Source organism: Flavobacterium erigeronis (genome assembly GCF_054075165.1).
This window is the reverse complement of sequence record NZ_JBSKGP010000001.1, coordinates 335,262-359,405: the sequence shown is the minus strand read 5'-3', so window position 1 is coordinate 359,405 and position 24,144 is coordinate 335,262. Positions and strand designations below refer to the sequence as shown.

The window sequence follows — 24,144 nt, the reverse complement described above, 5'->3', positions numbered from 1 at the left end:
CTTCAAAAAAAATTAACATAGTGTTATGATTAGCCACATAATTTTAGATTTTAGTAATCTTTAAATAACATACAAGCCATCAAATAATTGATTCACAAGTAAAAAGAAAATGATATTTTGATTGTAATTGAAAATTTGGCGTTAAATTTGCCGTATCATCATTAATCAAAAATCATCAATCATGTTAAAACAATTTTTTATCCTATGTTCAGGAGTCGACCGAGACATCCTGAAAGACTGCTCAGAAGGCGAGCAAACCAAATATGTTGGTATTGGCGCCACGGTTTTCTTTACAGCAGTTATGGCTTTTTTAGCCAGTGCTTATGCGCTTTTTACCGTTTTCGATTCTATTTATCCCGCTTTGATTTTTGGATTTGTATGGAGTTTATTGATTTTTAATCTAGACCGATTTATCGTTTCTACCATTAAAAAAAGAGATCGTTTTATGGATGAATTCCTGCAGGCGACTCCACGTATTGCTTTGGCTATTATTATTGCGATTGTAATTTCAAAACCTTTAGAAATTAAAATTTTCGAAAAAGAAATCAATACCGTTTTATTGAAGGAAAAAAATGAAATGGAATTGGCAAATAAGAAGCAAATCGGAACTTATTTCAAAACAGATTTAGATAAAAATAAAGCTGAAATCGCAGGACTAAAAGCTGATATAGTTAAGAAAGAAAAAGAAGTAAACGCTTTGTATTCTACTTATATTACAGAAGCCGAAGGAACAGCCGGAACTAAAAAACTAGGAAAAGGCCCAGTTTATAAAGAAAAACGCGAAAAACATGATGCGGCACTTAAAGAGTACGAAACATTAAAAACGACTAACGAAGCCAAAATTGCCGAAAAAGAAAAAGCGGGGAAACAGCTTCAAGCCGATTTAGATAAAAAAGTTTCGCAGACACAGCCCATCATAGAAGGTTTCGACGGATTAATGGCGCGTATCAATGCGTTGAATAAATTGCCTTGGCTTCCGTCTTTCTTCATTATGCTCTTGTTTCTGGCAATTGAAACGTCGCCAATTATTGCCAAATTATTAGCGCCAAAAGGAGAATTCGATTTTAAGCAAGAAGAAGCCGAAACCGCGATGAAAGCGACTTTAGCGCAAAACAAATATCAAAGAGATTTATTGGTTAAAACTAGTGCTGAAATGCACGATAGAGTTTATGCTGATATTGCAGAAGATAAAAGTCTGTACGATTTACAGCGAAAAAACGCAAAGGAATTGCTGGAATTGCAATCGCATAAGTTTGTAGAGAAGCAGAAAGCAACGCTTTAAGAATTTAACCGCAAGGTTCGCAAAGATTTACGCAAAGCACGCTACAATTTAAAAATTTTAGCCACAGATTAAATGATTATTGGGATTATAAAAATCCTTTAAATCTATTAATCTGTGGCTATTTATTTTTGCGAACCTTGCGTAAATCCTTGCGACCTTTGCGGTTAAGTTTTACATATAGCTCAAAATCTCTTTCTTATAAGCATCATATTCTCCTTGCATAATCAAACCATTATCAAGAAGCTTTTTATAATTCTGCAATTTATCAAAAAGTTCTTCTTTAGATAATTCGCTTAATTTACGATCTCCTGTCGGAGCAGGTGCCTGAGGTGTAATTTGTTCGTAAGTTTCATAAACTGGAGCAGCAGGCAAAATTTCAGCAAAACTCGTTACTTCTTCTGTTTCTACTTCTTCAACTTCCTCGATTTCTGGTTCTGCTTCTTCTACAATTTCCTGAACAGGAACTGCAGTTTGAACTGGATTTTTCAATAAATCCAATTGCTCTTTAGCATAAGTATAAATTTTTCTAGCCTGAATTTTCGGAATATAATCAATAGAAACCGCTAAATCAGTTTTAGTTCCAAAAGAAAACTCAGAACCTAAAATATTTTCTTTCACAAAAGTGCTTGCAACATCGTCCCAAGTATAATCTGTAAAATCCATAGAAAGACCTAAATTTTTAGGCTTACAGATAATGATACGTTTGTTTGTTAATACAATACTATCTGGAAAAACAGTAATTGCAGGCTTTTTTTGCACTGCTATATATCCAACTTCTTCACCTTTCATTAATAAATCGGTAAGTTTCGAAGTGATTTTTTCAATCGCTTTTGGATCTTGTTCTTCGTTTAAAAACTTTTTAAATTGTTCTTTCATTGCTTGTTAAGTGCTAAGTTTCTAAGCTGCTGAGCGGCTAAGTTTTTTTTACTGACGCTACAAATGTAATGCCTAATTTTTTAATTAAGTAATTTCATTTTGAATTTTCTTCGTTAAGCTTTTGAAAACTAATTCGTAAGAATGGTCGATGAGTTCTTTGACAAATTTATCAGGAAGATTTCCGTTTAAAGCCACCGTATTCCAATGCACTTTACTCATGTGAAAACCTGGTTTTATTTCGTCATATTCGGCTCTTAGTTCTTGCGCGCGCTCGGGATCACATTTTAAATTGACCGATTGCTCGTTTTTTTCCCATTGAGAAAGTGAAGACAAAGCAAACATTTTTCCGCCCACTTTAAACACCAGAGTATCTTCATCAAAAGGAAAGTGTTCGCTGACACCTTTTTTCGAGAGACAATATTCGTAAAACGTTTCTAAATTCATAATTATTTATTTACCGATTTCGCCCAAATGCGTGTATTTAAAGCCTTTTTCGTATTTAAGGCCGTAACCAAAAATTCGATCCATTGCCGAATGTGAAAATAAAATAATTCCGGCTAACTGCATAATTTCAATATTCAAATAACATCCTGCTGCATAAGCTAAAAGCGCAATTCCTTTGTGATGGAAGATATTATAAATTAATGCGCCAGTTTTGTTGCCAAATGCATAACCAATCATCGATAAATCGGGAGCTAAAATTAAAGCCAGAAACCACCACCATTCATAATTTAGACGGTTAAAAAGAAAGATTCCAAGAATAAATAAAGCGGCTTCTTCGAGTTTTAAAACTGTTTTCATTTGATTACTTTTTCCATCATTTTTTCAGGATGCGCTAATTTAGTAAATCCGAATTTCTCGTATAAAAAGTGCGCATCGGTTGTTGCCAAACGCCAAATTTTGACTTCTTGCAATTGTGGTTCTTTCATCATCGCATCGATTAGCATTGACGAATAGCCTTTTCCTCGATGTTCTTCATCAATAAAAACATCCATTAAATAAGCAAAAACGACATAATCAGTTATTACGCGTGCAAAACCAATTTGTTTGTTGTCAAGGTAAATTCCAAAACAAAATGAAGCATCAATCGTGCGTTGTACTTCGTCCATCGTTCGCCCCGCTGCCCAATAAATATCCTTCAAAAAGTTCTGTATAAAAGGAACATCAAGTTTTGTTTTATCTGTCGATACTTCTATCATTTCGTTGAGTTTTTTTGCCACGAATTTCACTAATTACTCTAATTTCTTTTTTTATTTAGCCACAGATTAAAAGATTTTCACAGATTTTTTTAATTATTTTAATCCTTTAATCTGTGGCAGAAAATAATTAAAATAAAATTCGTGCAAATTCGTGCAATTGCTTCGCCTGTTCGCTATCGCTCGGGTCGTGGCTAACTTTTTAAATCTTGTATAGTATAGGTTTGCTTGGACTTGCGTCGTTTTCAAAAGAAGCGATCTGTAAATTTAGGATATAATCTCCGTCTTCGATTTCATCTGGAACATAAATCATTTCAGTAATTGTTGCATTTAATCTCGCATCTGAATTTAAATTGTGTGTGTCTTTTACATTCCAAAACGCTTTATGCGCCAATAATTTTCCTTCATCATGCTCTTTGTCAACACTTGGCAAATCGATCAATAAATGTTGAATTTCGCTTTCGCGGATGAAAATCGCGGCTTCTTCAGAAAGATACGGCGGATTTGTATTCGAATATTTTCTTGATTTTTTGTCTTTTGAATTTGGAATTGTTCGAATAATAATCGCTTGTGGTTTTGTCACACTGAGCGGAGTCGAAGTGCTAAACGCTTTTTGAACTTGTTCCTTCGTAATCACAAAATCTTCACCTTCTTTTTCAGGTTCAACCGTAATCAATTTCGCAAAAAAGAAAAACTGTTTTAAAGACTGATTAATGCTGTAAAAATCATTGGTAATATGCCCCAAACATTCCGTATGCGTTCCATGCCCATGCGGATTGAAGAAAATATTATTAAAATTCGTCGATGATTTTCCTTCCGAAACTTTCCCAATCCAATCGCCGAAAACGACGGGTTCAATTACAGGTTTCTCAATATACCAAGCAATCGGATTTTCATCTGTATTCGTTAATGGAATTGAGATATCAATGGGTTTTGATAAGTCTATTTCGAAGTTGTTGATTGTTGCTAACACAAATTTGGGTTTTATGCCGCAAAGACGCTAAGTCACAAAGTTTAAATTAATTTGTGCCTTTGTGCCTTCGTGGCTAATTCTTTACTCTTCCAAATTTAGATAAAATAAATCTGAAGCAATTCCATCCGTTAGAAATTTTCCTTTTAAAGTTGGTTTCAAGATATTGTTTTCGATTGAAAGCAAATCATCGTTTAAGAATTTTTGAGATTGCTTTTTAAGATAATTCAAATATTCGATTCCAAATTCCTTTTCAATTCTTTCCAGAGAAACGCCCCAAATCGTTCGTAAACCCGTCATAATATATTCATTATAACGGTCAGACATAGTTAAGGTTTCTGTTTCTAATGGAAGTTCATCGTTTTGAATTGCTTTTAAATAAAGTGAATTATTAGCAATATTCCACCCTCGTTTTTCGCCATCATAACTATGTGCAGATGGACCAATTCCGATATATTTTTTGCCTAGCCAATAAGCCGAATTATTTTTGGAGAAATAATTTTCTTTTCCAAAATTCGATAATTCGTAATGAATAAAACCGTTGTTTTGAAGCATTTCAACCAAAATAGTAAAATGATTGGAAGCCACTTCATCTTGAGGTTCAGCAATTTTTCCGGTTTGGATTAATTTGCTCAAAGCTGTTTTTGGTTCGACCGTCAAAGCATAACTCGAAATATGCGGAATGCCGAAATCCAAAGCTGTTTGAATATTTTGTCTCCACATTTCATCAGTTAAACCCGGAATTCCGTAAATCAAATCCAACGAAATATTATCAAAATATTTGGTCGCTTCTTCCAAACATTTTTTGGCTTCCGCCGAGTTATGAGCGCGATTCATCATCTTCAAATCGGCCTCATAAAAAGACTGAATTCCGATACTCAACCGGTTTATCGGACTTTTTGATAATTCTAAAATGCGTTCAGCAGACAAATCATCTGGATTGGCTTCGAGCGTAATTTCTGGATTTTCGGCAATTTTATAATTTTTATAAACTTCAGAAATCAAGAAGTTAATTTCTTCATTACTAAGAACAGAAGGTGTTCCGCCTCCAAAATATATTGTTTCAACTGCATTGTCACTCTGAGCGGAGTCGAAGAGCTCATTTTTACGCATCGCAATTTCTTTAGCCAATGCCAAAACCATCTCATCTTTCTTCTTCATCGAAGTCGAAAAATGAAAATCGCAGTAATGGCAAGCCTGCTTGCAAAATGGTATGTGAATGTAGATGCCGCTCATTTTTTTAGTGTTCAGTGGTCAGGTTTTTAGTGATCAGTTTAATTAGTGTTTAGTGATCAGATTTTTAGTAATCAGTATAAGTTGTAATTGAACACTAAAAAACTGATCACTGATCACTAACTTTTACTCCAAACTTCCCTGGATTTAAAAGCATATAATTTATTAGTTTCCCTATTTCAATACTTTCATTTAAAAGTTCTTGATATAATTCAATTGAAATATATTTACAGGCAAGAGCAAATTCTAGCCACACTTGTGTCTCTGAGTTTTCTCCATCTGAATCAGTTAATTTACTATAAAAATGTTTTGGATATATTCTTTTTCTGTAAGCTTCTGCAATAGTTACAGGAACACTCCTTGATGAACGTCTAATTTGGTCAGTTAATGAATAAGTTTCTTCTTTTGGAAACTGTTTTGTAATATTAAATATTTTCATTGCTAGAGAAAATGACTTTTTATAAGCTAATAAATCTTGAAATCTCATTTACTTTTTTAAAGACAAAGATAAAGTATTTAATTTTAAAAAGAAAAAACTTACAAAAATTAATTGCAGATTATTAGAAAACTGATCACTAAAAAACTGACCACTGATCACTACTTTTTAACTCTATCCTCATTTTGTTTAACAAATGCGTCCCAACCTGAATAACTTTTACCAGCGACCACTTTTCCAGAATTAAAGTGATGGCAAACTGCAGCCGCCAAACCATCGGTTGAATCCAGATTTTTGGGTAATTCTTTTAAGCCTAAAAGCTGCTGAAGCATTTTGGCAACCTGTTCTTTGCTGGCATTTCCATTTCCGGTAATCGCCATTTTTATCTTCTTAGGTTCGTATTCTGTAATCGGAATTCCTCGCGAAAGTCCTGCGGCCATTGCAACGCCTTGCGCACGACCCAATTTCAGCATTGACTGTACGTTTTTACCAAAGAAAGGCGCTTCAATTGCGATTTCGTCTGGGCAATGCGTTTCAATTAATTCGATTGTTCTTTCGAAAATGATTCTTAATTTTTGGTAATGATTATCGTATTTGGAAAGCTGCAATTCATTTAACTGCAAAAATTCCATTTTTTTATTGGTGACTTTTATTAATCCAAAACCCATAATTGTGGTTCCGGGGTCAATACCTAATATGATGCGTTCTTGTGTCATTCTTAGTTGGTTACACAAAGTTTCGCTAAGCTGCCACAGAGATTCACAAAGTTTTTATTTTCTCCGTGCATCTTTGTGATTTCTTCGTGAATCTTTGCGAAATAGCTTTACTTTTGCGGCATGATTTCAATTCCTCACAAAGCTAAGCAATTCCTAGTTCTTCTGGCCAAACTTTTAATCGTTGGCGGTGCATTTTATTTTATATACAACCAGCTGGCGAATAACGACAAATTAGACTGGCAGAAGTTTATTGTATTGTTCAAGAAAAATCAGTCGGTTTTAGGGATTTCGTTTATTTTGCTTTTGAGTGTTTTGAACCGTTATTTCGAGATTTTGAAATGGCAGAATCTTGCGCAAGTAATTCACAAAATATCGCTTTACGAAGCTACAAAACAGGTTTTAGCCGCTTTAACAGCTGGGATTTTTACGCCAAATGGAGTAGGAGAGTACGCAGGAAAAGCGTTATATTATCCAAAATCGGAGGCCAAAAGAGTCGTATTTCTAAACTTAATCTGCAACGGAATCCAGATGATTTTAACGATCATTTTTGGAGTTTTCGGACTGCTCTATTTCAATGCGCAGTTCAATGTTATTACAACCAAAACAGTGCTGATTCTTTTCGGCGGATTTCTATTGCTTTTAATTCTACTTTTTTCTATAAAAAAAATAAAAATCAAAGGCTATTCCATCGAAAAACTGATTCATAAAATCAATGAAATTCCGAAATCGGTTCATCAGAAAAATATCTTTTTAGGAATCTGCCGTTATGTAGTTTTTTCGCATCAATATTACTTTTTGTTTTTGGGTTTTGATGTCGATTTACCGTATTTAACTTTAATGGCAGCGATTACATCGGTTTATTTTTTAGCATCTTCTCTACCGACTTTTCAGTTTTTAGATTTTGCAGTAAAAGGAAGTGTTGCCATTTATTTCTTTGGAATTCTGGGCGTAAACGAATGGATTGTCATTTTTATCTCTACTTTGATGTGGTTTCTAAATGTAGTTCTGCCAGTTGTTTTAGGAAGTTATTTTGTGCTGAATTTTAAAACCAAAACGACAGAATGATTTTTGGATTTTTCTCCATATTAGCCATTTACATCATAAGTATTGCTTTACTTATTTATGGTTTTTTTAGAATAAAAACATACCAAAGAAAGAATCTAGAGCCGAAAACTAGTTTTACGATTATAGTTCCTTTTCGGAATGAAAAAGAAAATCTTCCGATACTTTTAGAGAGTTTTTCTAATGTGAATTATCCAAAAAATTTATTTAAAGTTATTTTGGTTGATGACAATTCAGATGAAAAGTTTCACATTTCACATTTCACATTTGACGTTTCACAAATCGACAATATTCGGGTTTCGAAATCTCCCAAAAAAGATGCCATTACAACCGCGATGCAACATGTAAAAACCGATTGGGCTATTACGACGGATGCTGATTGTATTGTTCCTGAAAATTGGCTTTTGACTTTTGATAATTATATTCAAGAAAATAAAGTTTCAATGCTAGCTGGAGCTGTGACTTATGAATGTGATAACTCTTTTTTAGATCATTTTCAGCAATTAGATTTAACAAGCCTGCAAGGTGCAACAATTGGAAGTTTTGGTTTGAAAAATGGATTTATGTGCAATGGAGCCAATTTCGCTTACAAGAAATCATTGTTTGAAGATTTGAATGGTTTTAGCGACAACGATAAAATTGCCAGTGGCGATGACGTTTTTTTACTGCAAAAAGCAATTGAGAAATTCCCGAAAGAAGTTCATTATTTAAAGGCAGAAGAGGCAATCGTCACAACAAAACCAACCGAAAATTGGAAATCATTATTTTATCAAAGAGTACGCTGGGCGGCCAAAACGAGTTCATACAAAAGTACTTTTGGTAAATTTTTAGGGCTAATTGTTTTCTTTGGAAATCTAAGTTTTGTTATTGGGTTTTTTCTTCTGATTTTCGGAATCTGGCCTTATCCAATTTTTGTAATTTTTGCTTTTGCTAAAGTTGCAATTGATTTTGTTTTACTTTCAATAACGAATCAATTTTTAACTAAAACGAGAATTAAAAGCCTTTTATTAAGCAGTTTGCTTTATCCGTTTTTTAGTTCAACTGTAGCTTTGTATAGTCTATTTGGCTCTTATGAATGGAAAGACAGAAAATTCAAAAAGTAACTTATAATAAGCTTATATGCCTTATATGGTTAAATTTATTTGTCTTCTTTTGCTTTTATAATAACCGGCAAAATAAATTGCGTTTTTACTGGAATCCCACGTTTTATGGCTGGATTTACTTTTGGGAAATCGACTAGACGCGCATGCAGTATGCTGTCGATTTTTATGGTGTCGTAAGCCACAGAATCTTTAGGAAACTGAGGCTCAAACTTCATCGTCGAATTAGGAAAAACAGTTACTTTTACTTCGATGGTATCCAATTCAGGATATAAAATAGACAACGTATCGATGTTTAATTTTTCCTGAATAAGGCTCGACATTACTTCAAAAAAGCATTGCTGCCGAAGTTTTTTATCGGCAATTTTATCGCAATCTGGAACAGACGGATATTCATCAACTTCTTTCCAATTGATTGATTTTAATTCCTTTTGAAGTAACTCTTTTTCAGACGGAACCTGCTTCTCAAAGTATTGACAAGAATTAAAAAGGAGACAAATGAAAAATAGGAAAAACTGCTTCAAGATTTTAAAGTTGAATTGAATAGAAAAAAATTGTGGTATAAAAATACGATTATTTTTTTTGAGATGCTTTGTATTCTAAATAATCTTCATAGCTTTCCGACAGCCATTTTTCTTTGTTTTGAGCGGCAACTTCTTTTTGATCAGGATACAAACGGGCAAGGCGATCAGAAAAAGTGGCAATTTGAACCGTATAGTCGTAATATTCGGTCTTAGACAGCAAAATATCTGGATTGTTTTTCTTTGTAAAAAACTCAAAGAAAAGCGCATCAAATTCCTTCATAGAAAAATTTAAAATCTTTTTCTTATTGATTCGATATAGGCTGTCTTGCAATATTTGATCTTGTAAAGGAAGTTTTTTTGTCTGCGCATTGCTATTCTGACTAATCGCAAAAATTAGAAATGTATATAGTAATATTTGAATTATATAACGCATCTCACAAAATTTAATGTAATTTGTAGGTGCAAAATTACAAAAAGTTATGGATTTAATCTTGGTATTATTAGGTTTTATATGTATGATTGTTGGAGTTTTCGGGAGTTTTATACCTGTTCTTCCTGGCTTATCTTCTTCGTGGGTCGGACTGCTTTTGCTGTATTTCACAAAGGCAGTCGAAAATAATTACTGGGTATTAGGAATCACTTTTGTCCTAATGGTCATTATTACAATATTAGATTATGTAATTCCTTCAAAAGGAACCAAAAAGTTCGGTGGAAGCTCTTACGGAGTTTGGGGAACCAACATTGGTTTGATAGTCGGAATTTTAGCGCCAATTCCGTTTGGAATTATAATCGGACCATTTGTGGGAGCTTTTATCGGCGAATTAATGTATGACTCTCAGAATCATCAAAGGGCCTTAAAAGCGGCTACTGGATCGCTATTAGGATTCCTCGCTTCGAGTTTTGTTAACTTTCTGTTTGCAGTAGTTTATTTGGGTATATTTTTAAGTATTATGTGGGAATATCGAAACATTTTATTTTAATTCTATAACATTTCCAGCTCTTTAGCTTTGGAATTAAAAACAAACAAAAGGTTTTTCTTACATGTATTTGTTTTGTATTTGAACCGGAAAAGGTTGAATTTACTAGTGCTAAGAAGTTTTTATTGTTAAGAACTGGTTATTAAGAAGGTAAATTTTTAACTTAATTTTTGGAAATGTTAAAATATTTTATATTTTTATCACGATAAACGATAAAAAGCCTCATTTTATCGATTATTTTAAACGAATATAAATAATCATTTTTTAAGTTATGAGTATGACCCCAAACCTACAAATTGAACTTAGACGCTTTATTTCTTCTAATGTTGTCTCCAAGTTAAACAAGTTTTATTTTGAGAATGATGCACTGCTAATAAAGGGAATAGACGTCTCGATCGGCACGATTTTAATGGGACTCTACAACAAAGCCGAAGAATCTGATTTTTATTCTGAAATCGTTTCACTAATCCAAGAAGATTCCACTTTTTACCAAGAAGTAGATTTTAATGCAGGCAGAATATTATCAGTCGACGACTGTTACCGATTGGAAGGAAATATATTGCTGAAAGAATTATTTGCTAATAAAAAAGGCAGAATTTCAGAAATGGTTTCCAATGAAGTTGGTATAAAAAGCGAAACAGCTCGCGAAATACTTAACTTTTCAGCATTACTTGTAATGTCTTACTTAAGATACAATCTTCAATTAATAGAAAGTTTAAAACTCCTTTTAGACGACCAAAAAAGAGAAATTTTAAACAGCATTCCTCCCGGAATCAAAATCATCCTAGGCTTTTCATCTTACGAAACAGTAGAAGATAAAAACCAATCTATCGGAAGATCTATTTTTACCCTTTTCGGACATAATTTCTTTAGTTTCTAAAAATAAAAATCCCATTTTCAGAAGAAAACAGGATTCATTTATAATCTTAATTTGAAAACAATTACATGTTTTTCAAATTGATAATTTCTTGATCGGTCAAAAAGCGCCAATTTCCTCGAGGAAGATTCTTTTTGGTTAATCCAGCAAAAGAAACACGGTCAATACGCAATACATTGTATTCGAAAGATTCAAAAATAGCACGCACCACTTTTACGTTAGATGTACGCAATTTAAGGCCAACTTCACTTTTTGGTTCGTTATCTATGTAGCTTACTTCTTCAACAGAAACGCGGTGTCCGTCAAGAACTAAACCTTTGCTGATTTTTTCTAAATCTTCAAACTTTAAGTTTTTGTCTAAAGAAACCTGATAAATTTTAGGCGATTTCTGATTCGGGAGCGTGAATTTACGAATCATATCAGTGTCGTTTGTAAACAAAAGCAAACCAGTTGTATTCTTGTCCATTCTTCCTACAGCTGCAATTTTTGCATTTGTAGCACCACGAACAAGTTCTAGAACGTTACGGTATTCCTGGCCTTCATCAAAAGCAGTCGTAAAGTTTTTAGGTTTATTCAATAAAATATATTCTTTCTTTTCAGGAGTTAGCGTAACGCCATCAAAGTTTACAACATCATTTAATTTCACCAAATATCCCATCTCAGTAACTACGTTACCGTTAACTTTTACGTTTCCAGACTGGATATAAATGTCCGCATCACGACGCGAGCAAACACCAGAATTAGAGATGTACTTGTTCAAACGAATTTCATCTGAAGCCTTTTGTCTCTTTGCAGGCTGATTTTGTTTTTTAAGTTTTTCAGCTGCTGCTTCCTGCGCTGCTTTAACTTCAGGTTTTACTTTTTTTGGTCCCTGCGCGCGTTTTGGTAAAGCAGGTTTTGGCTTGTTAGAGTTTGATCTTGAGCTGTTTGGTCTCGATCCGCCTCTTTTATTATTGCCTTCCTTGTTGTTCATACAATCATTAATTTATGCAAAGATAGTTTTTTCCTGCTAATAAATCTTAAGTTCATTGTTCTTAGATTAATAGCGCTGATTTTTAAATGGTTTAGAAGCATCACAATAGGCTTTTTTTAAGCATGGATTCCCGCTTTCCGCTCCAATCTTTTATTTTTTGGCAGCAAAAAATAAAAGGATTTCCACTTCAATCGGGGCTAAATCCAAACAATAGGCTTCTTTTAGATATTGAGTGGTATTGTGCCACAGAGATACACAAAGAATTTAAAATTATTGAAAAGTATAAAGAAGAAAGAATTCATTTTAAAGAAAAGCTTTTAAAAAATCTTGGCGAATCTTTGTGCAAAAACTCTGTGAATCTTTGCGGAATAAAAAACTCTGTGAAATAACAAACTTAATAATTAGAAATCAATTCCCTCCCGTGCCATAAAACGCTCGGATTAATCAGGACGATACAGCAAACTCCAGCTACAATCAAAAACTTGAGTACATTATGAAGTCGTAAATACTGTTCTTTAGAATCGGATTTCCACAAATAAATCAGGAAAAAAAGTAAAACGCCAAAACAGACATAAAAATAAATGTCCATATAACCGACATCATAAATATTTACCAAAATATAAACGGGAAGAATAGTCAAAATAGTTAACGCCGTAATAACTTGTTTCGAAACTTTTTCACCATAAAGGACAGGAATGGTGCGATAATCATTTACCAAATCGCCTTTCAGGTTTTCCAGATCTTTAATCATTTCACGAATTAGTAAAAGTAGAAACAAGAACATAGCATGCGCCGAAATCACTACAAAATGACTCATGTGATTCTCAATTTCTTCAAACGAAATCTTATTATAGAAATAGAGCAGAATTGCAAAAAATGGCGTTACTGCGAGCAATGCCGACATTAAATTCCCTATTATTGGATACTTTTTAATTTTATGCGAATAAAACCAGATTAAGAAAATATAGGCCGAGAAGAACAAAAATGCCCTCCACGAAACAATAAAAGCCATTAATACAGCAAGAAAATTTAAAGAAAAGTAAACCGATAATTTAGTCTTCTGACTTACCAATCGATCCAACATAGATTTATTCGGACGATTGATTAAATCTTTCTGACTGTCATAAAAATTATTGATTATATAACCCGAAGCGATTGTAATAGCAGATGCAAAAACAATTAAGAATAAATGAAAATCAAGTAAAATATCGAGCGCTCTAATTTCTGGTGCAAGAATAAAAATAGCCGATAAATATTGCGCCAGAACAATAATCGGAATGTTGTAACCACGAACTACAGAGAACAGACTAACAATTTTCATTATTAAAAGTTTATTTTGTCTGCTCAGCATTTCTTATGGGTTATAGTTTTTAGAGTGGTAATTTAAGGCAAATATTTTTTTTAGAATGATTAAAGCTTATTTTTTAATAAATTTTTAGAACCAAACCCTAATTTTCTAATACAGGCCAATGCTTCTTTTTGCGAAATATCAACTTCGGTAATGTCTTTTTTCTCCACAAAAACCACAGAACCGCTCCACGGATTTGGTGCGTCTGGAATAAAAACGGCAAATTTATTTTCGTTAATTTCTTCAATCAAAAAGGCAAACTGTAATCCAGCGTCTGTCGGAACTAGAATAACTTTTAGATTTTCGTTAGATTCGATTCCCATAATGCTTTCATTCATGTTTTTCATAAATGAATAACCAGGAACAAAACTTAAAACGCTTTCTTCAAGTTTCTGAATAAGCTGCTTGGCAAAAACAGTTCTCGAAATAAGCCCAGCTACCAAACAGATAATTACGATAATCGCAATGGCTACAATTTCTTGCAAAGCCAATCCCAAAATTTTGACTCTAGGGAGATTATTTACAATCGGATTAGTAACTTTTTGTGTTATAGAGAAGCCTTTTTCTAAAAGTACAAGCAATAAAATTAAGGGAGCCAGAAATAAAATGCCTCCCAAAAATGTTGCTTTGATAATTTTTAAAATACTTTTCATAATTATATATCTTTTAAAGATTAATTTAAAGAAGAGTATTTACCAGCTATGTCTATAAACCTAAAGCTTAAAATTGATAAACGACTTCCAGTTTGTAGTCTTTCAGCGAAGCTTTAGCGCGTTCCAAATCTTCGGTAAAACCTAGAATGTAACCGCCGCCGCCAGAGCCGCAAAGTTTTAGATAATAATCGTTGGTATCAATTCCGTGTTGCCAGATTCCATGAAACTGTTCTGGAATCATTGGTTTAAAATGATTCAAAACCACTTTAGAAAGTTTCTTGGTATTGGTAAACAAAGATTTCATGTCGCCTTGCAAGAAGTTTTCTACGCAGGCATCGGTATATTTTACGAAATGGTTTTTTAGCATCGCACGGAAACCTTTGTCTTTTAGGTTTTCCATAAAAATGTTAACCATCGGAGCAGTTTCACCGACAATTCCAGAATCTAATAAAAATACAGCACCTTTTCCGTCAAAGCTCTGAGTCGGAATTCCGGTTGCTTCAATATTATCTTTAGAATTAATAAGAATCGGAATGCTTAAATAACTGTTTAAAGGATCTAAACCAGAACTTTTTCCGTGGAAGAAACTCTCCATTTGTGAAAATATATTTTTTAATTGTAATAGTTTTTCACGAGTAAGATTTTCCAAAACTGTGATTTTGTTTGTAGCATATTTGTCATAAATAGCCGCAACAAGAGCACCGCTGCTTCCCACACCATATCCTTGCGGAATACTAGAATCGAAATACATGCCGCTTTCGACATCATTTTTTAAAGTTTCTAAATCGAAAGTAACCAACTCTGGCTGCTGCGTATGTAAAACTTCCAGGTAAGAAGCAAAACTTCTCAAGCTTTTGTTAGATGCAATAGCTTCTGCCGAATGTTCTTCGCTTTTTTTCAAAGCGCCGTTATAAAAATTATAAGGAATAGAAAGTCCTTTAGAGTCGCGGATAATTCCGTATTCTCCAAAGAGTAATATTTTTGAGTAAAATAATGGTCCTTTCATGATTTATTTAATGTCTTTTTTTATTTTATTTGATTGAGAAGCTTTTTTCTTTAATCCTTTTTCCAGAAGTTCTCGAACTTTTCTTAAAATGATAGGATTATCACAAGCCATAATCAGTTTTGCTACCTCGATTTTTTCTGCTTCAATGTCCATAACTTTATTTTTTAATGTACAAGCCAATTATCATCATTGCTAAAGCGAAAAATAGTCCAACAAACCATTTGATCATATCGTTTTTCGCATCGGTGATTTCTTTTTTCACAAAATCTTTAGAAGCAATTTCATTTTTATCTTGTCTGATTTCTTCGCTGATTGTTCTGTCAATTGCTTCTACAAACTCTTTAGCCTTACTCTCGTCGAGGTTAAGCTCTTTTCTAAACAAGTCATAAAGTTTTATAGCCGCTGTATTCATTTTATTTTAGCTTTAAAGTATTAAAGATACGCAAAATTACAATGCAATTGCACCGTTTCCAATTTCGTCGCAAATGTACTGACTATTCTGACAGAAAACAACTAAATCGGTTTGAATAAATTGCAATACTTTTGTTGCAACATTTTCAGGATAAAGCACATGCACATTGGCGCCAGCATCTAGTGTAAAGCAAACTGGAATCTGAGTTTCAGCTCTAAATTTCCAGATAGCATTGATGATTTGCAATGTATTTGGCTTCATCAAAATATAATACGGCATAGAAGTCATCATCATAGCATGCAAAGTCAAAGCTTCACTTTCTATCACTTTGATGAATTCTTCGATATTTCCGTTTTCGAAAATGGCGATTAATTTGTCTAGATTTTCATGTGCTTGAGTAAAACGTCTTTCAGCATACGGATGATTGTGCATTAAATCATGTCCGACAGTACTCGAAACTTGTTTTTCGCCTTTATCAACCAATAAAATCGTATCTTGATAATTCTTGAAATTTTCGTGAATGATATGAGGAAATTCAATTCCAAATAAATCGGTGCTTCCTTCAATATTCGCCTGATTTCCCCAAACGACTACATTTCCTTTTACGCTTCGGCATGCACTTCCAGAACCTAAACGTGCCAAAAATGAAGCTTTTTGATAAAAATATTCATCTGTCATTTCCGGGTTTAGTTTTCTTTCCAAACTCATAAAATTCATTGCCAAAGCCGCCATTCCAGAAGCCGAAGAAGCAATTCCAGAACTATGCGGAAAAGTATTCTGTGTATCAATTGTAAAATGATAATCCTTCAAAAACGGCAGATAAACTTCAACTCTTTCTAAAAACTTCTGAATCTTTGGTTTGAAATCTTCTTTAGGTTTTCCTTCAAAAAGTAAATCAAAAGAAAAATGATTTGTCACATTGAGCGGAGTCGAAATGTCTTTCTTCGAAAAAGCCAATTTTGTAATCGTTTTACAGTTATTCAAAGTAAAACTTACTGAAGGATTTGCCGGAATCTGATTGTCATTTTTGCCCCAATATTTAACTAAGGCAATGTTGCTTGGAGCACTCCATTCAAAGTTTCCGTTTTCTATTGTTGAAGTATATTGAGCTGGAATAAAATCGGCTGCTGTTAACATGAATTATAAAATTTTGGCAAAGATAGTTTTTAAATTTTTTCACCATATAAGTTATATAAGAAAATATAAAGCCTTTACTAAATGAACTTATATTACTTATATGGTTTCATTTTTCTTTTGATTATTTTTGAACTCAAAATTTGATGCAATGAATAAAACGGTAAAAATCATTATAGCTTTAATTGTTTGTTTAGCAGTTGGATATTCTGCAAGTTTGGTAACCAGACCGAGTGTAGAATCCTGGTATCCAACAATTGAAAAACCGATTTTTAATCCGCCGAACTGGATTTTTATGCCGGTTTGGACTATGCTTTACATTTTTATGGCAGTTGCAGCGGCATTGGTTTGGGACAAAATAAAAGAACAAACTGAAAAAGTGAAGACAGCATTACTTTTCTTCTTAATTCAATTGACATTAAATGCAATTTGGTCGTATTTATTCTTCGGATTAAAAAATCCGATGCTGGCACTTGTTGAAATTGTTCTCTTGTGGTTAATGATTTACGAAACGTATTTGAAATTCATTAAAATCAATAAAATTTCAGGTTATTTATTGATTCCTTACTTGGCTTGGGTCGGATTTGCAACGGTTTTGAATGCTAGTATTTGGTGGCTAAATAAATAAGTAGTTTCATGTTTCAGGTTTATTTTGTTTCAAGTTTTTTTAGAATTCTATTTCAAACTCTTAAATTCTTCATTTTTAGCATATAAAAAGTCCATTAATTCTAAAACATTTGATTTTTCTAAAAGGATTTTAGATTTTGCATCAGCATTACAGAAATTTAAGAAAATTTCTTTTTCTTCGGGGTTGATTTTTAAATTTTTGATAAAAAAATCAGGTGGACAAGAAGCGATGACGAGTTTCTTAAAACGGTCGTCGCTAGGCTCTATTTTTTTCTTCGGTTTATCAAAAATGGGGTAACTGAAATTCAAACCATGTTTAATTTGGCCGTCATAGACCATTACTTTTGAAGTTACTTCGTCAAATTGCTTTCGAATTATAATCTTATTTATTCCCTCTTTGTCATTGGCGATTTTTTTAAGTTCAGTTTTATTAAAAACAGATCTGGAAACAACTACATTCTCCAATTCTACAGCTTTTGGAGTCATATTTACAATTATAAAACCACTTTCTAAATCTGCATTTTTTAGTTGCAATCTTGTAAATAAGTAATCTTGGGAGAAAAAAATCAAACTGTCTTTTGCTTTTGCTAAAATCGAAAACTCTCCTAAATCATTTGTAGTGGTACTAGTTTTAGCAGTCTTATTGATGACTTCTATTTTTTGAAGAGATACGTTTTGATTCATAACTTTTCCACGAAGAAGTTTTTCAGTCTGGGAAATTGAAAATTGATAAGTAAGAAAAGAAATTGTGGTAAGTAATTTTACTCTCATACGCGATTAATTTGCTGAGAGTAAAATTATTAGAATACTCTTAACGAAAACTTACAGATTCTGTAAATTCTTGTTAATTAATGATTTTGAAAACTTTTCCAATTCTCCATTATCATATAAAACAGGACCATGGCCAAAGCACAATATTTTAGGTTTTAAAGAAGCCAGTTTTAAAATAGATTTTCTGTTCGTTTCCGAATCTTTAGTAAATAAATTAGGAGGTTCGTGCAGACCAACTTTTGTTGTTAAGAGATTCATATTGGTCATAACATCGCCCACAATGAGAACGCCGTCTTTTTCTCTAAAAAAAGATAAATGACCACGAGAATGTCCTGGAGTTTCAATCACCGTAAAACCACCAATTTGATCGCCTCCTTTTAAAGTTTCAGAAACGGAATGCCCTTTTCCAGCCCAAAAGTTTTTCTGAAACTTAGAAATAAAATGATTCGGATTTGGATATTCATTAATAACATTTCCATTTTCAGCAAATTCTTTTTCGGTTTCGCTGCACAAAAGCGGAATGTTGAGTTTTTCGCAGATTATTTTACTGCTTCCCTGATGATCGGCGTGGGCGTGCGTGAGTACGTGTTTGGTAACAGATTTGCCTTTAATTGCTTTTAATATAGTTTTGGCAGAAGTTCTAATTCCAGCATCAATTAAGACATCTTCAATTAAGTAGGAATTTATAGCGTTTCGAGGAAATAATGGAATTTGATAAAAGTCTTTGGCAATATTCTTCATCTTTTTGAAATTTTATTTCGCAAAGATTTGAATTCGGGTTTTCAATCTACTTGATAAATGTTAAGAAATATCTTGACGAATTCTGCTCAGCGATTCTGGCGTAATTCCAAGAAAAGAAGCAATATGGATTAAAGGTGTTCGCTGGATTATTTTGGCTGGAGCCGATTCCAGAAAAGTCAAATATTTTTCTTTGGCAGGAATCATTTGAAGTTTTAAAACTCTGTCAGCCATGCAAAGGTAATTCTGTTCGGCTAAAATTCTTCCGACACGTTCCCAATTCGGAATTTCGCTGTACAAAAACTGCATTTTTTCGAAAGCAATAGAAAGCACTTCACAATCTTCAATACACTGAATATTTTCAAATGATTTAGTCTGATTGATAAAGCTCGAATAGGAGGCAATAAAACCGTCATCACAGCTTAAATACGTAGTAATTTCTTTTCCGTCTTTTAAATAATAAACCCTTGCCAATCCGTTTAGAATGAAAAAAATCCTGTTGCTGATTTTTCCCATTTCAGAGAGATATTCTTTGGCGTTGTATTTTTCATATTCAAAACAAGAAGAAATTGCTTCAATTTCATTTTCAGAAAAAGAAGCAATTGCTGTGATTTGTTTTTGTAGTGAAAGATATTTTTTTATCAATTATATTGGGTAACAATATTTTTATTCGACACTAATTTTTTCTATTGCCCATTCTTTGGCTAAACCAGATCCAGTTGCTTTTACTATTACAAATAAATTATTTCCAATAGAATTACTAAACACAAAAAATGGTTCTGCATCGTAAAATACTTTTTCTGATTCATTTTTAGAAACTAGAAATTGCTCTAACGGGATTTTGTTTTTAAAAGCAAGGTTTGAATCATTATATATATAAATGTAAGGAAGTTTCTTTTGAGTCCAGCTATCATCAGCTACTAGTAATAAATACAGATTGTTTTTTGCTACTGAATGATCTAGCCATTGTATAGGTGTGTATGGATTCGTGTCAGTATTGATTACACCGTTATATAACATATCCTGACTTCTAAGTTCGGAAGTTTTAAATACAGTTTTGCCTCTGGTAAATATTCTATTTCCATCTTCAGAAAACCACAAATTTCCATTCATAATATAATCTCCATGATACGGAGAATCGTAACTATATTCTGCATTTCCATTTTGAATATCGTATTTCTCTATATCCATTGGGGATAACCCATTTTCTGCTCCGTATATATATTTGCCTGATGGATGTAATCTTGCTTTGTTTCCTTCGTAAATCTTTTCACCAAGATGTTGATATTCATTGTCATTTGCCAAGTTTAAGTTAATGGATCTTATAAAAGTTGATTGACCATTTTTAGGAAAAACATATGCCCACTTATTGCCCGCAAGTACAATATCATTTGCATAACAGGATACAGGGTATGTCTTTGTAATAGTTTTGCCAGTTAAATTGATATAAGAAATATATCCATCATGTCCAGCTAAAGCAGTTTTTCCATCAGGAGATATTGAGATACATGTAGGAAGATACGATAATGGGATACTTTCAATTAAGCCTGTATTTGTACTTAGGATGTTTACAGCTGCAGGACTTGATGAAACATAAACAAGTTGATTGGTAACTTTAGAAAACTCTGCATCTACAACATCAGAATTTAAGATTACTTTTTGTTCAACAAAATTGGTAACGCTTACAACTATTGAATCTTTTTTATTGTTGATATTCAGATATAGTTTTGAATAAGATTTACCATTTGGTAAGTTTTGTTTATCAACTGTAACCGTAATCTCATCATGATTTAGAGAAGTTATATTTCCTTCTTTTTTAGAAAGAGAGACATAGCTTTTAGAATTTACTATACTATAGTTTAAAAGTACTTCTCCTTGATTTTCAATGTTAAGAACAAGTTTATTATTGAAGATTGTAAAATTTAAAGTATCTGGTACCGAGTAATTTGCTTCTTTAGTTTGTTCATTTGAATCATTATTCGAACAGCCAACAATTGTTAACACCGTAATTAAGGCTAATACAATTTTTTTCATAATATTATTTTGTTTTGTATCTCATTATTTTTAATAGTGTTTGATCGCTATAATTAAAAAAGAGACACAAATATTAGGTAGTTTTAATTAAAAAGAACAATTATTAGTTAACATTTATTTTTTGAACCGCCCATTCATTCACTAAATCAGAATTAAGCGCTTTTGTTATTACAAATAAACGATTTCCAGTTGAGTTGCTAAAAACAAAGTAAGGAGCTGCATCATAAGTTTCTACACTATTTTGTTTCGTTTGACTGAAATATTTTTCTAAATCAAATTTATTTACATAGCTAAGATCTGAATCGTTAAAAACATAAATGTTATTTGATTTTATTGGATTCCATCTGTCACCATTTGAAAAGATCACATATAATTTTCCTTTTGATGAAGAATGATCCATCCAATCAATCTTAGAATTGTTTTCGGAAGGAATTCTACCATTATATAAAACATCTAAACTATTAAGTTCAGAGGTTTTTAAAACACTCCTCTCTCTAGTAAAAAGCCTGTTACCATCTTCTGAAAACCATATGCTTGGAATAGTATAGTCTTCTTCCTCGAAATCAGATTCATATCTATCATCAATATTTCCGTTTTTTATTGTAAGTCTCTGAATTTTAGCGCTTGATGACGGGCTTTGCGCATAAATATATTTGCCTGACGGATGTAGTCTTCCTTTAGTTCCTGCATATATTTGATTGTACATACTGATAGGCATTTCGTAATTGTATTCCAAATTCATATTAACACTTTTAACATATGTCCATTGATCTTTTTCTGGAAAAACATAAGCCCATCTATTATTGCCAAGAACTATATCAAGAGCAGAGCAAGAAATATCGTACGTCTGGATTATAGAAGGATTTTTTAAATTAACATGTGTAATGTGGCCGTCATGACCTACTACAGCTGTGTTTCCATCTTGCGAAATAGAAATACATTTAGGCTCATAAGCCAGTGAAATCTTTTTTAACGACTCTGTATTGGAATCAAGAATGTTAACTTGAGAAGGATTTGAAGAGATATATACTAACTGATCATTTTTTTTTGAATATTCAGCATCAATAACATTGGTCTTTAATATTATTTTTTCTTCTTTAAAACTTTGGGAATCATCATTTTCACAACTTAAAATTATAATTGATATAATTATAATCGATAAGAATTTTTTCATTATTACTTCGAAATTATTGTAAGATTTGACTTATGTGTAAAAAGCAAATATAGAAGTTTTTTTAGTAATAATGGAGAATATAAAAAATTATAGGGTTATAATATTTCAATTAATTCAGATGCTTTATGAATCACTTTTTTGGCTCCGCTGTTTTTCAATTCTTCTTCGGTTCTGTAACCCCAAGTAACGCCAACAGGAAACATATTCGCATTGGTTGCAGTCAACATATCAATATCAGAGTCGCCAACAAAAAGAATTTCTGCGGGACTTAAATTCCATTTTTTACTAATTTCTAAAGCCTCAAACGGATTTGGTTTTTTCAGAGCTTCTGTACTCAAGCCAACGGCAGAATCAAATTGTTCTGGAAAAATTTCTGAAACTATTTTTTTCGTCAACTCATCTGCTTTATTCGAAAAAACAGCCATTTTGATATTTTCTAAAGCTGGATTGTTCAATAGATCTAAAATGCCATCGTATGGTTTTGTCTTTAAAGTACAGATTTTACGATATTCGTTTATCATGCAATCAAAACAAATTTCGATTTGTTCGTCATTATTATGAGTTGAAGGCAAAGCTTTGCTGACCAAATTTCGCAAACCGCTTCCGATAAAATATTGATAGGTTTCGTAACTATGAGTGGGGTGATTTAAACCAGTTAAAACAATATTCATTGCATCTGAAATGTCGTGTAATGAATTGACTAATGTTCCGTCTAAATCAAAAATAATTCCTTTAAATTTCATTCTAATTAAATATTTTGAGCCAGAATAAACCCGCTTGTCCAGGCATTCTGGAAATTAAATCCTCCTGTAATGGCATCGATATTGACGATTTCACCCGCAAAATAAAGGTTTTCGTGAATTTTGCTTTCCATGGTTTTAAAGTTGATTTCTTTTAAATCGATTCCGCCTGCGGTTACAAATTCTTCTTTAAAAGTGCTTTTTCCGTTTACCTGAAATTTTGCTTTTGTCAATTGTAAAGCTAAATTCTGCAATTGGTTTTTCGATAAATCTGCCCATTTGGTTTCTTCACTAATATCTGAAGCCAAAACTAAACTTTCCCACAAACGATTAGGAAAATCAAAAGGAGATTTTTTAGAAACGGCTTTTTTAGCGTGTTCTTGTTTTAAGTCTTTTAGAATTTTTTCGGCATCTTCGGTATCAACATCGTTTAACCAATTCACAAAAATGGTGAATTGATAATTTTTATCGTGTAGAATACGTGCGCCCCAAGCTGAAAGTTTCAAAATTGCGGGTCCGCTCATTCCCCAATGTGTGATTAACAAAGGCCCAGTCGATTCTAGTTTTGTATCTTTTACATTTACCGTAACCTGCGCTGCAACGCCTGGCAATTCTTTAATTCTCGGATCTTTGATGTTAAAAGTAAATAGGGAAGGAACGGGGCTTACAACAGCGTGGCCATGTTCCTGAAGCATTTCCCAGATTTTTGGGTTGCTTCCGGTCGCCATTACTAATTTTTCGCAAGCAAAATTGTCACTTTGAGTATCAATTTTCCAATGATTTTCTTTCTTGAAAATCGATTGTACGCTTTGTCCTGTAAGTACTTTTATGCCTAATTTTTCGGTTGCTTTTAAGAAACAATCGATAATAGTTTGTGATGAATTCGAAACGGGAAACATTCTTCCGTCTTCTTCAATTTTTAATTCGACGCCATGTTTTTCGAACCATTCAATCGTATCTCCAGAACAGAATTGATGAAATGGCCCGCGAAGTTCTTTTTCGCCACGCGGATAAAATTTTACCAATTCGTTGGGTTCAAAACAAGCGTGCGTAACGTTGCAGCGACCGCCGCCAGAAACACGAACTTTAGAAAGAACTTCTTTTCCTCTTTCTAAAATAGCGATTTTGAGTTTTGGGTTTTTCTCTGCAATATTAATTGCTGTAAAAAAGCCTGCAGCACCTCCGCCAACGATTATTATATCGAAATTTTTAATCATAATTTTTTTGATCGCCACGAATTCACGAATTATTTTTGCCAATCTTTGAGAATAAAAATTCGTGAATT

At 32.8% G+C, this 24,144-nt stretch carries 30 protein-coding genes; 6 read left to right on the top strand and 24 right to left on the bottom strand.

The window, feature by feature from the left end; translation table 11 throughout:
- Window positions 1-181 precede the first annotated feature (181 nt).
- Entirely contained in the window at window positions 182-1,282 is a 1,101-nt protein-coding gene (locus ACWA1F_RS01505; protein ID WP_456891040.1) for a DUF4407 domain-containing protein, read from the top strand.
- Window positions 1,283-1,453: 171 nt separating this feature from the next.
- On the opposite strand, the gene ACWA1F_RS01500 is transcribed toward ACWA1F_RS01505, so the two are convergent.
- The 8 genes from ACWA1F_RS01500 to ruvC form a co-directional block, all read right to left on the bottom strand.
- Window positions 1,454-2,158: a PH domain-containing protein gene (locus ACWA1F_RS01500; RefSeq protein WP_456891039.1), complete on the bottom strand. Its 705-nt coding sequence runs from the start codon at window positions 2,156-2,158 to the stop codon at window positions 1,454-1,456.
- A gap of 84 nt (window positions 2,159-2,242) precedes the next feature.
- On the bottom strand, window positions 2,243-2,602 hold the full coding sequence (locus ACWA1F_RS01495; RefSeq protein WP_456891037.1) for an MmcQ/YjbR family DNA-binding protein: 360 nt from the start codon (window positions 2,600-2,602) through the stop codon (window positions 2,243-2,245).
- A 6-nt stretch (window positions 2,603-2,608) separates the two neighbouring features.
- On the bottom strand, window positions 2,609-2,959 hold the full coding sequence (locus ACWA1F_RS01490; RefSeq protein WP_456891036.1) for a DUF4260 domain-containing protein: 351 nt from the start codon (window positions 2,957-2,959) through the stop codon (window positions 2,609-2,611).
- Window positions 2,956-3,357 (bottom strand): GNAT family N-acetyltransferase, encoded by a 402-nt coding sequence (locus ACWA1F_RS01485; protein WP_456891035.1) that lies wholly within the window; start codon window positions 3,355-3,357, stop codon window positions 2,956-2,958. Before ACWA1F_RS01485 ends, ACWA1F_RS01490 begins: the two co-directional genes overlap by 4 nt.
- Before the next feature lie 199 nt (window positions 3,358-3,556).
- The gene (locus ACWA1F_RS01480; RefSeq protein WP_456891033.1) at window positions 3,557-4,327 is read right to left on the bottom strand and encodes a cyclase family protein; all 771 of its coding nucleotides are present in this window, start codon (window positions 4,325-4,327) and stop codon (window positions 3,557-3,559) included.
- An 81-nt stretch (window positions 4,328-4,408) separates the two neighbouring features.
- Window positions 4,409-5,560: a radical SAM family heme chaperone HemW gene (gene hemW / locus ACWA1F_RS01475; protein ID WP_456891032.1), complete on the bottom strand. Its 1,152-nt coding sequence runs from the start codon at window positions 5,558-5,560 to the stop codon at window positions 4,409-4,411.
- Window positions 5,561-5,666: 106 nt separating this feature from the next.
- Window positions 5,667-6,044, bottom strand: a complete 378-nt coding sequence (locus ACWA1F_RS01470; protein WP_456891030.1) for a four helix bundle protein — start codon at window positions 6,042-6,044, stop codon at window positions 5,667-5,669.
- A gap of 110 nt (window positions 6,045-6,154) precedes the next feature.
- On the bottom strand, window positions 6,155-6,709 hold the full coding sequence (gene ruvC / locus ACWA1F_RS01465; RefSeq protein WP_125723175.1) for a crossover junction endodeoxyribonuclease RuvC: 555 nt from the start codon (window positions 6,707-6,709) through the stop codon (window positions 6,155-6,157).
- 120 nt (window positions 6,710-6,829) lie between these two features.
- On the opposite strand from ruvC, the gene ACWA1F_RS01460 reads away from it, so the two are divergent.
- Together ACWA1F_RS01460 and ACWA1F_RS01455 are read left to right on the top strand one after the other, a co-directional pair.
- Complete coding sequence (locus ACWA1F_RS01460; protein ID WP_456891028.1) at window positions 6,830-7,774, top strand: hypothetical protein; 945 nt, start codon at window positions 6,830-6,832, stop codon at window positions 7,772-7,774.
- Window positions 7,771-8,874 carry a glycosyltransferase family 2 protein gene (locus tag ACWA1F_RS01455; RefSeq protein WP_456891026.1) on the top strand — a complete coding sequence of 368 codons (1,104 nt, stop codon included), beginning with the start codon at window positions 7,771-7,773 and terminating at the stop codon, window positions 8,872-8,874. Before ACWA1F_RS01460 ends, ACWA1F_RS01455 begins: the two co-directional genes overlap by 4 nt.
- 35 nt (window positions 8,875-8,909) lie before the next feature.
- On the opposite strand, the gene ACWA1F_RS01450 is transcribed toward ACWA1F_RS01455, so the two are convergent.
- A complete protein-coding gene (locus ACWA1F_RS01450) occupies window positions 8,910-9,395 on the bottom strand; it encodes a hypothetical protein (RefSeq protein ID WP_456891024.1) in 486 nt (161 codons plus the stop codon).
- Window positions 9,396-9,444: 49 nt separating this feature from the next.
- Window positions 9,445-9,675 carry a hypothetical protein gene (locus tag ACWA1F_RS01445; protein WP_456891022.1) on the bottom strand — a complete coding sequence of 77 codons (231 nt, stop codon included), beginning with the start codon at window positions 9,673-9,675 and terminating at the stop codon, window positions 9,445-9,447.
- Window positions 9,676-9,874: 199 nt separating this feature from the next.
- Here ACWA1F_RS01445 and ACWA1F_RS01440 point away from each other — a divergent pair, with 199 nt between their 5' ends.
- Window positions 9,875-10,375 carry a DUF456 domain-containing protein gene (locus tag ACWA1F_RS01440; protein WP_456891020.1) on the top strand — a complete coding sequence of 167 codons (501 nt, stop codon included), beginning with the start codon at window positions 9,875-9,877 and terminating at the stop codon, window positions 10,373-10,375.
- Window positions 10,376-10,649: 274 nt separating this feature from the next.
- The gene (locus tag ACWA1F_RS01435) at window positions 10,650-11,252 is read left to right on the top strand and encodes a DUF937 domain-containing protein (protein WP_306155659.1); all 603 of its coding nucleotides are present in this window, start codon (window positions 10,650-10,652) and stop codon (window positions 11,250-11,252) included.
- A 61-nt stretch (window positions 11,253-11,313) separates the two neighbouring features.
- Here the strand turns inward: ACWA1F_RS01435 and ACWA1F_RS01430 are convergent, their stop codons facing one another.
- The 7 genes from ACWA1F_RS01430 to ACWA1F_RS01400 all read right to left on the bottom strand — a co-directional run bounded on the left by ACWA1F_RS01430 (window position 11,314) and on the right by ACWA1F_RS01400 (window position 16,778).
- Window positions 11,314-12,222: a pseudouridine synthase gene (locus ACWA1F_RS01430; RefSeq protein WP_456891018.1), complete on the bottom strand. Its 909-nt coding sequence runs from the start codon at window positions 12,220-12,222 to the stop codon at window positions 11,314-11,316.
- A gap of 394 nt (window positions 12,223-12,616) precedes the next feature.
- Window positions 12,617-13,573, bottom strand: coding sequence for a geranylgeranylglycerol-phosphate geranylgeranyltransferase (locus ACWA1F_RS01425; protein ID WP_456891016.1), 957 nt, complete (start codon window positions 13,571-13,573; stop codon window positions 12,617-12,619).
- A 59-nt stretch (window positions 13,574-13,632) separates the two neighbouring features.
- Complete coding sequence (locus ACWA1F_RS01420; protein WP_456891014.1) at window positions 13,633-14,223, bottom strand: DUF502 domain-containing protein; 591 nt, start codon at window positions 14,221-14,223, stop codon at window positions 13,633-13,635.
- A gap of 67 nt (window positions 14,224-14,290) precedes the next feature.
- Window positions 14,291-15,229 carry a mevalonate kinase family protein gene (locus ACWA1F_RS01415; RefSeq protein WP_456891012.1) on the bottom strand — a complete coding sequence of 313 codons (939 nt, stop codon included), beginning with the start codon at window positions 15,227-15,229 and terminating at the stop codon, window positions 14,291-14,293.
- A 3-nt stretch (window positions 15,230-15,232) separates the two neighbouring features.
- A complete protein-coding gene (locus tag ACWA1F_RS01410; protein WP_456891010.1) occupies window positions 15,233-15,382 on the bottom strand; it encodes a hypothetical protein in 150 nt (49 codons plus the stop codon).
- Window positions 15,383-15,386: 4 nt separating this feature from the next.
- A complete protein-coding gene (locus tag ACWA1F_RS01405) occupies window positions 15,387-15,641 on the bottom strand; it encodes a hypothetical protein (protein WP_456891008.1) in 255 nt (84 codons plus the stop codon).
- Window positions 15,642-15,677: 36 nt separating this feature from the next.
- Complete coding sequence (locus tag ACWA1F_RS01400; protein ID WP_456891006.1) at window positions 15,678-16,778, bottom strand: diphosphomevalonate decarboxylase; 1,101 nt, start codon at window positions 16,776-16,778, stop codon at window positions 15,678-15,680.
- A gap of 148 nt (window positions 16,779-16,926) precedes the next feature.
- On the opposite strand from ACWA1F_RS01400, the gene ACWA1F_RS01395 reads away from it, so the two are divergent.
- On the top strand, window positions 16,927-17,403 hold the full coding sequence (locus ACWA1F_RS01395; RefSeq protein WP_456891004.1) for a TspO/MBR family protein: 477 nt from the start codon (window positions 16,927-16,929) through the stop codon (window positions 17,401-17,403).
- A 47-nt stretch (window positions 17,404-17,450) separates the two neighbouring features.
- Here ACWA1F_RS01395 and ACWA1F_RS01390 read toward each other — a convergent pair whose 3' ends face one another.
- From ACWA1F_RS01390 to ACWA1F_RS01360, 7 genes are all read right to left on the bottom strand, one after another.
- Window positions 17,451-18,173 carry a hypothetical protein gene (locus ACWA1F_RS01390; protein WP_456891002.1) on the bottom strand — a complete coding sequence of 241 codons (723 nt, stop codon included), beginning with the start codon at window positions 18,171-18,173 and terminating at the stop codon, window positions 17,451-17,453.
- A gap of 51 nt (window positions 18,174-18,224) precedes the next feature.
- Window positions 18,225-18,914: an MBL fold metallo-hydrolase gene (locus tag ACWA1F_RS01385; protein WP_456891001.1), complete on the bottom strand. Its 690-nt coding sequence runs from the start codon at window positions 18,912-18,914 to the stop codon at window positions 18,225-18,227.
- A 60-nt stretch (window positions 18,915-18,974) separates the two neighbouring features.
- A complete protein-coding gene (locus ACWA1F_RS01380; protein WP_456890999.1) occupies window positions 18,975-19,556 on the bottom strand; it encodes a Crp/Fnr family transcriptional regulator in 582 nt (193 codons plus the stop codon).
- 21 nt (window positions 19,557-19,577) lie between these two features.
- Entirely contained in the window at window positions 19,578-20,945 is a 1,368-nt protein-coding gene (locus ACWA1F_RS01375) for a YncE family protein (protein WP_456890998.1), read from the bottom strand.
- Between the two features lie 103 nt (window positions 20,946-21,048).
- On the bottom strand, window positions 21,049-22,119 hold the full coding sequence (locus tag ACWA1F_RS01370; RefSeq protein WP_456890996.1) for a hypothetical protein: 1,071 nt from the start codon (window positions 22,117-22,119) through the stop codon (window positions 21,049-21,051).
- A gap of 95 nt (window positions 22,120-22,214) precedes the next feature.
- A complete protein-coding gene (locus ACWA1F_RS01365) occupies window positions 22,215-22,862 on the bottom strand; it encodes an HAD family hydrolase (RefSeq protein WP_456890995.1) in 648 nt (215 codons plus the stop codon).
- A gap of 5 nt (window positions 22,863-22,867) precedes the next feature.
- Entirely contained in the window at window positions 22,868-24,076 is a 1,209-nt protein-coding gene (locus tag ACWA1F_RS01360; RefSeq protein WP_456890994.1) for a BaiN/RdsA family NAD(P)/FAD-dependent oxidoreductase, read from the bottom strand.
- Window positions 24,077-24,144 lie beyond the last annotated feature (68 nt).

What these genes read in the sequence shown, in the direction of transcription:
- ACWA1F_RS01505 (WP_456891040.1), top strand. Translation starts at nt 182, where the DNA reads ATGTTAAAACAATTTTTTATCCTATGTTCAGGAGTCGACCGAGACATC.
- ACWA1F_RS01500 (WP_456891039.1), bottom strand. Translation starts at nt 2,158, where the DNA reads ATGAAAGAACAATTTAAAAAGTTTTTAAACGAAGAACAAGATCCAAAA.
- ACWA1F_RS01495 (WP_456891037.1), bottom strand. Translation starts at nt 2,602, where the DNA reads ATGAATTTAGAAACGTTTTACGAATATTGTCTCTCGAAAAAAGGTGTC.
- ACWA1F_RS01490 (WP_456891036.1), bottom strand. Translation starts at nt 2,959, where the DNA reads ATGAAAACAGTTTTAAAACTCGAAGAAGCCGCTTTATTTATTCTTGGA.
- ACWA1F_RS01485 (WP_456891035.1), bottom strand. Translation starts at nt 3,357, where the DNA reads ATGATAGAAGTATCGACAGATAAAACAAAACTTGATGTTCCTTTTATA.
- hemW (WP_456891032.1), bottom strand. Translation starts at nt 5,560, where the DNA reads ATGAGCGGCATCTACATTCACATACCATTTTGCAAGCAGGCTTGCCAT.
- ACWA1F_RS01470 (WP_456891030.1), bottom strand. Translation starts at nt 6,044, where the DNA reads ATGAGATTTCAAGATTTATTAGCTTATAAAAAGTCATTTTCTCTAGCA.
- ruvC (WP_125723175.1), bottom strand. Translation starts at nt 6,709, where the DNA reads ATGACACAAGAACGCATCATATTAGGTATTGACCCCGGAACCACAATT.
- ACWA1F_RS01460 (WP_456891028.1), top strand. Translation starts at nt 6,830, where the DNA reads ATGATTTCAATTCCTCACAAAGCTAAGCAATTCCTAGTTCTTCTGGCC.
- ACWA1F_RS01455 (WP_456891026.1), top strand. Translation starts at nt 7,771, where the DNA reads ATGATTTTTGGATTTTTCTCCATATTAGCCATTTACATCATAAGTATT.
- ACWA1F_RS01445 (WP_456891022.1), bottom strand. Translation starts at nt 9,675, where the DNA reads ATGAAGGAATTTGATGCGCTTTTCTTTGAGTTTTTTACAAAGAAAAAC.
- ACWA1F_RS01440 (WP_456891020.1), top strand. Translation starts at nt 9,875, where the DNA reads ATGGATTTAATCTTGGTATTATTAGGTTTTATATGTATGATTGTTGGA.
- ACWA1F_RS01435 (WP_306155659.1), top strand. Translation starts at nt 10,650, where the DNA reads ATGACCCCAAACCTACAAATTGAACTTAGACGCTTTATTTCTTCTAAT.
- ACWA1F_RS01430 (WP_456891018.1), bottom strand. Translation starts at nt 12,222, where the DNA reads ATGAACAACAAGGAAGGCAATAATAAAAGAGGCGGATCGAGACCAAAC.
- ACWA1F_RS01425 (WP_456891016.1), bottom strand. Translation starts at nt 13,573, where the DNA reads ATGCTGAGCAGACAAAATAAACTTTTAATAATGAAAATTGTTAGTCTG.
- ACWA1F_RS01420 (WP_456891014.1), bottom strand. Translation starts at nt 14,223, where the DNA reads ATGAAAAGTATTTTAAAAATTATCAAAGCAACATTTTTGGGAGGCATT.
- ACWA1F_RS01415 (WP_456891012.1), bottom strand. Translation starts at nt 15,229, where the DNA reads ATGAAAGGACCATTATTTTACTCAAAAATATTACTCTTTGGAGAATAC.
- ACWA1F_RS01410 (WP_456891010.1), bottom strand. Translation starts at nt 15,382, where the DNA reads ATGGACATTGAAGCAGAAAAAATCGAGGTAGCAAAACTGATTATGGCT.
- ACWA1F_RS01405 (WP_456891008.1), bottom strand. Translation starts at nt 15,641, where the DNA reads ATGAATACAGCGGCTATAAAACTTTATGACTTGTTTAGAAAAGAGCTT.
- ACWA1F_RS01400 (WP_456891006.1), bottom strand. Translation starts at nt 16,778, where the DNA reads ATGTTAACAGCAGCCGATTTTATTCCAGCTCAATATACTTCAACAATA.
- ACWA1F_RS01395 (WP_456891004.1), top strand. Translation starts at nt 16,927, where the DNA reads ATGAATAAAACGGTAAAAATCATTATAGCTTTAATTGTTTGTTTAGCA.
- ACWA1F_RS01390 (WP_456891002.1), bottom strand. Translation starts at nt 18,173, where the DNA reads ATGAGAGTAAAATTACTTACCACAATTTCTTTTCTTACTTATCAATTT.
- ACWA1F_RS01385 (WP_456891001.1), bottom strand. Translation starts at nt 18,914, where the DNA reads ATGAAGAATATTGCCAAAGACTTTTATCAAATTCCATTATTTCCTCGA.
- ACWA1F_RS01375 (WP_456890998.1), bottom strand. Translation starts at nt 20,945, where the DNA reads ATGAAAAAAATTGTATTAGCCTTAATTACGGTGTTAACAATTGTTGGC.
- ACWA1F_RS01370 (WP_456890996.1), bottom strand. Translation starts at nt 22,119, where the DNA reads ATGAAAAAATTCTTATCGATTATAATTATATCAATTATAATTTTAAGT.
- ACWA1F_RS01365 (WP_456890995.1), bottom strand. Translation starts at nt 22,862, where the DNA reads ATGAAATTTAAAGGAATTATTTTTGATTTAGACGGAACATTAGTCAAT.
- ACWA1F_RS01360 (WP_456890994.1), bottom strand. Translation starts at nt 24,076, where the DNA reads ATGATTAAAAATTTCGATATAATAATCGTTGGCGGAGGTGCTGCAGGC.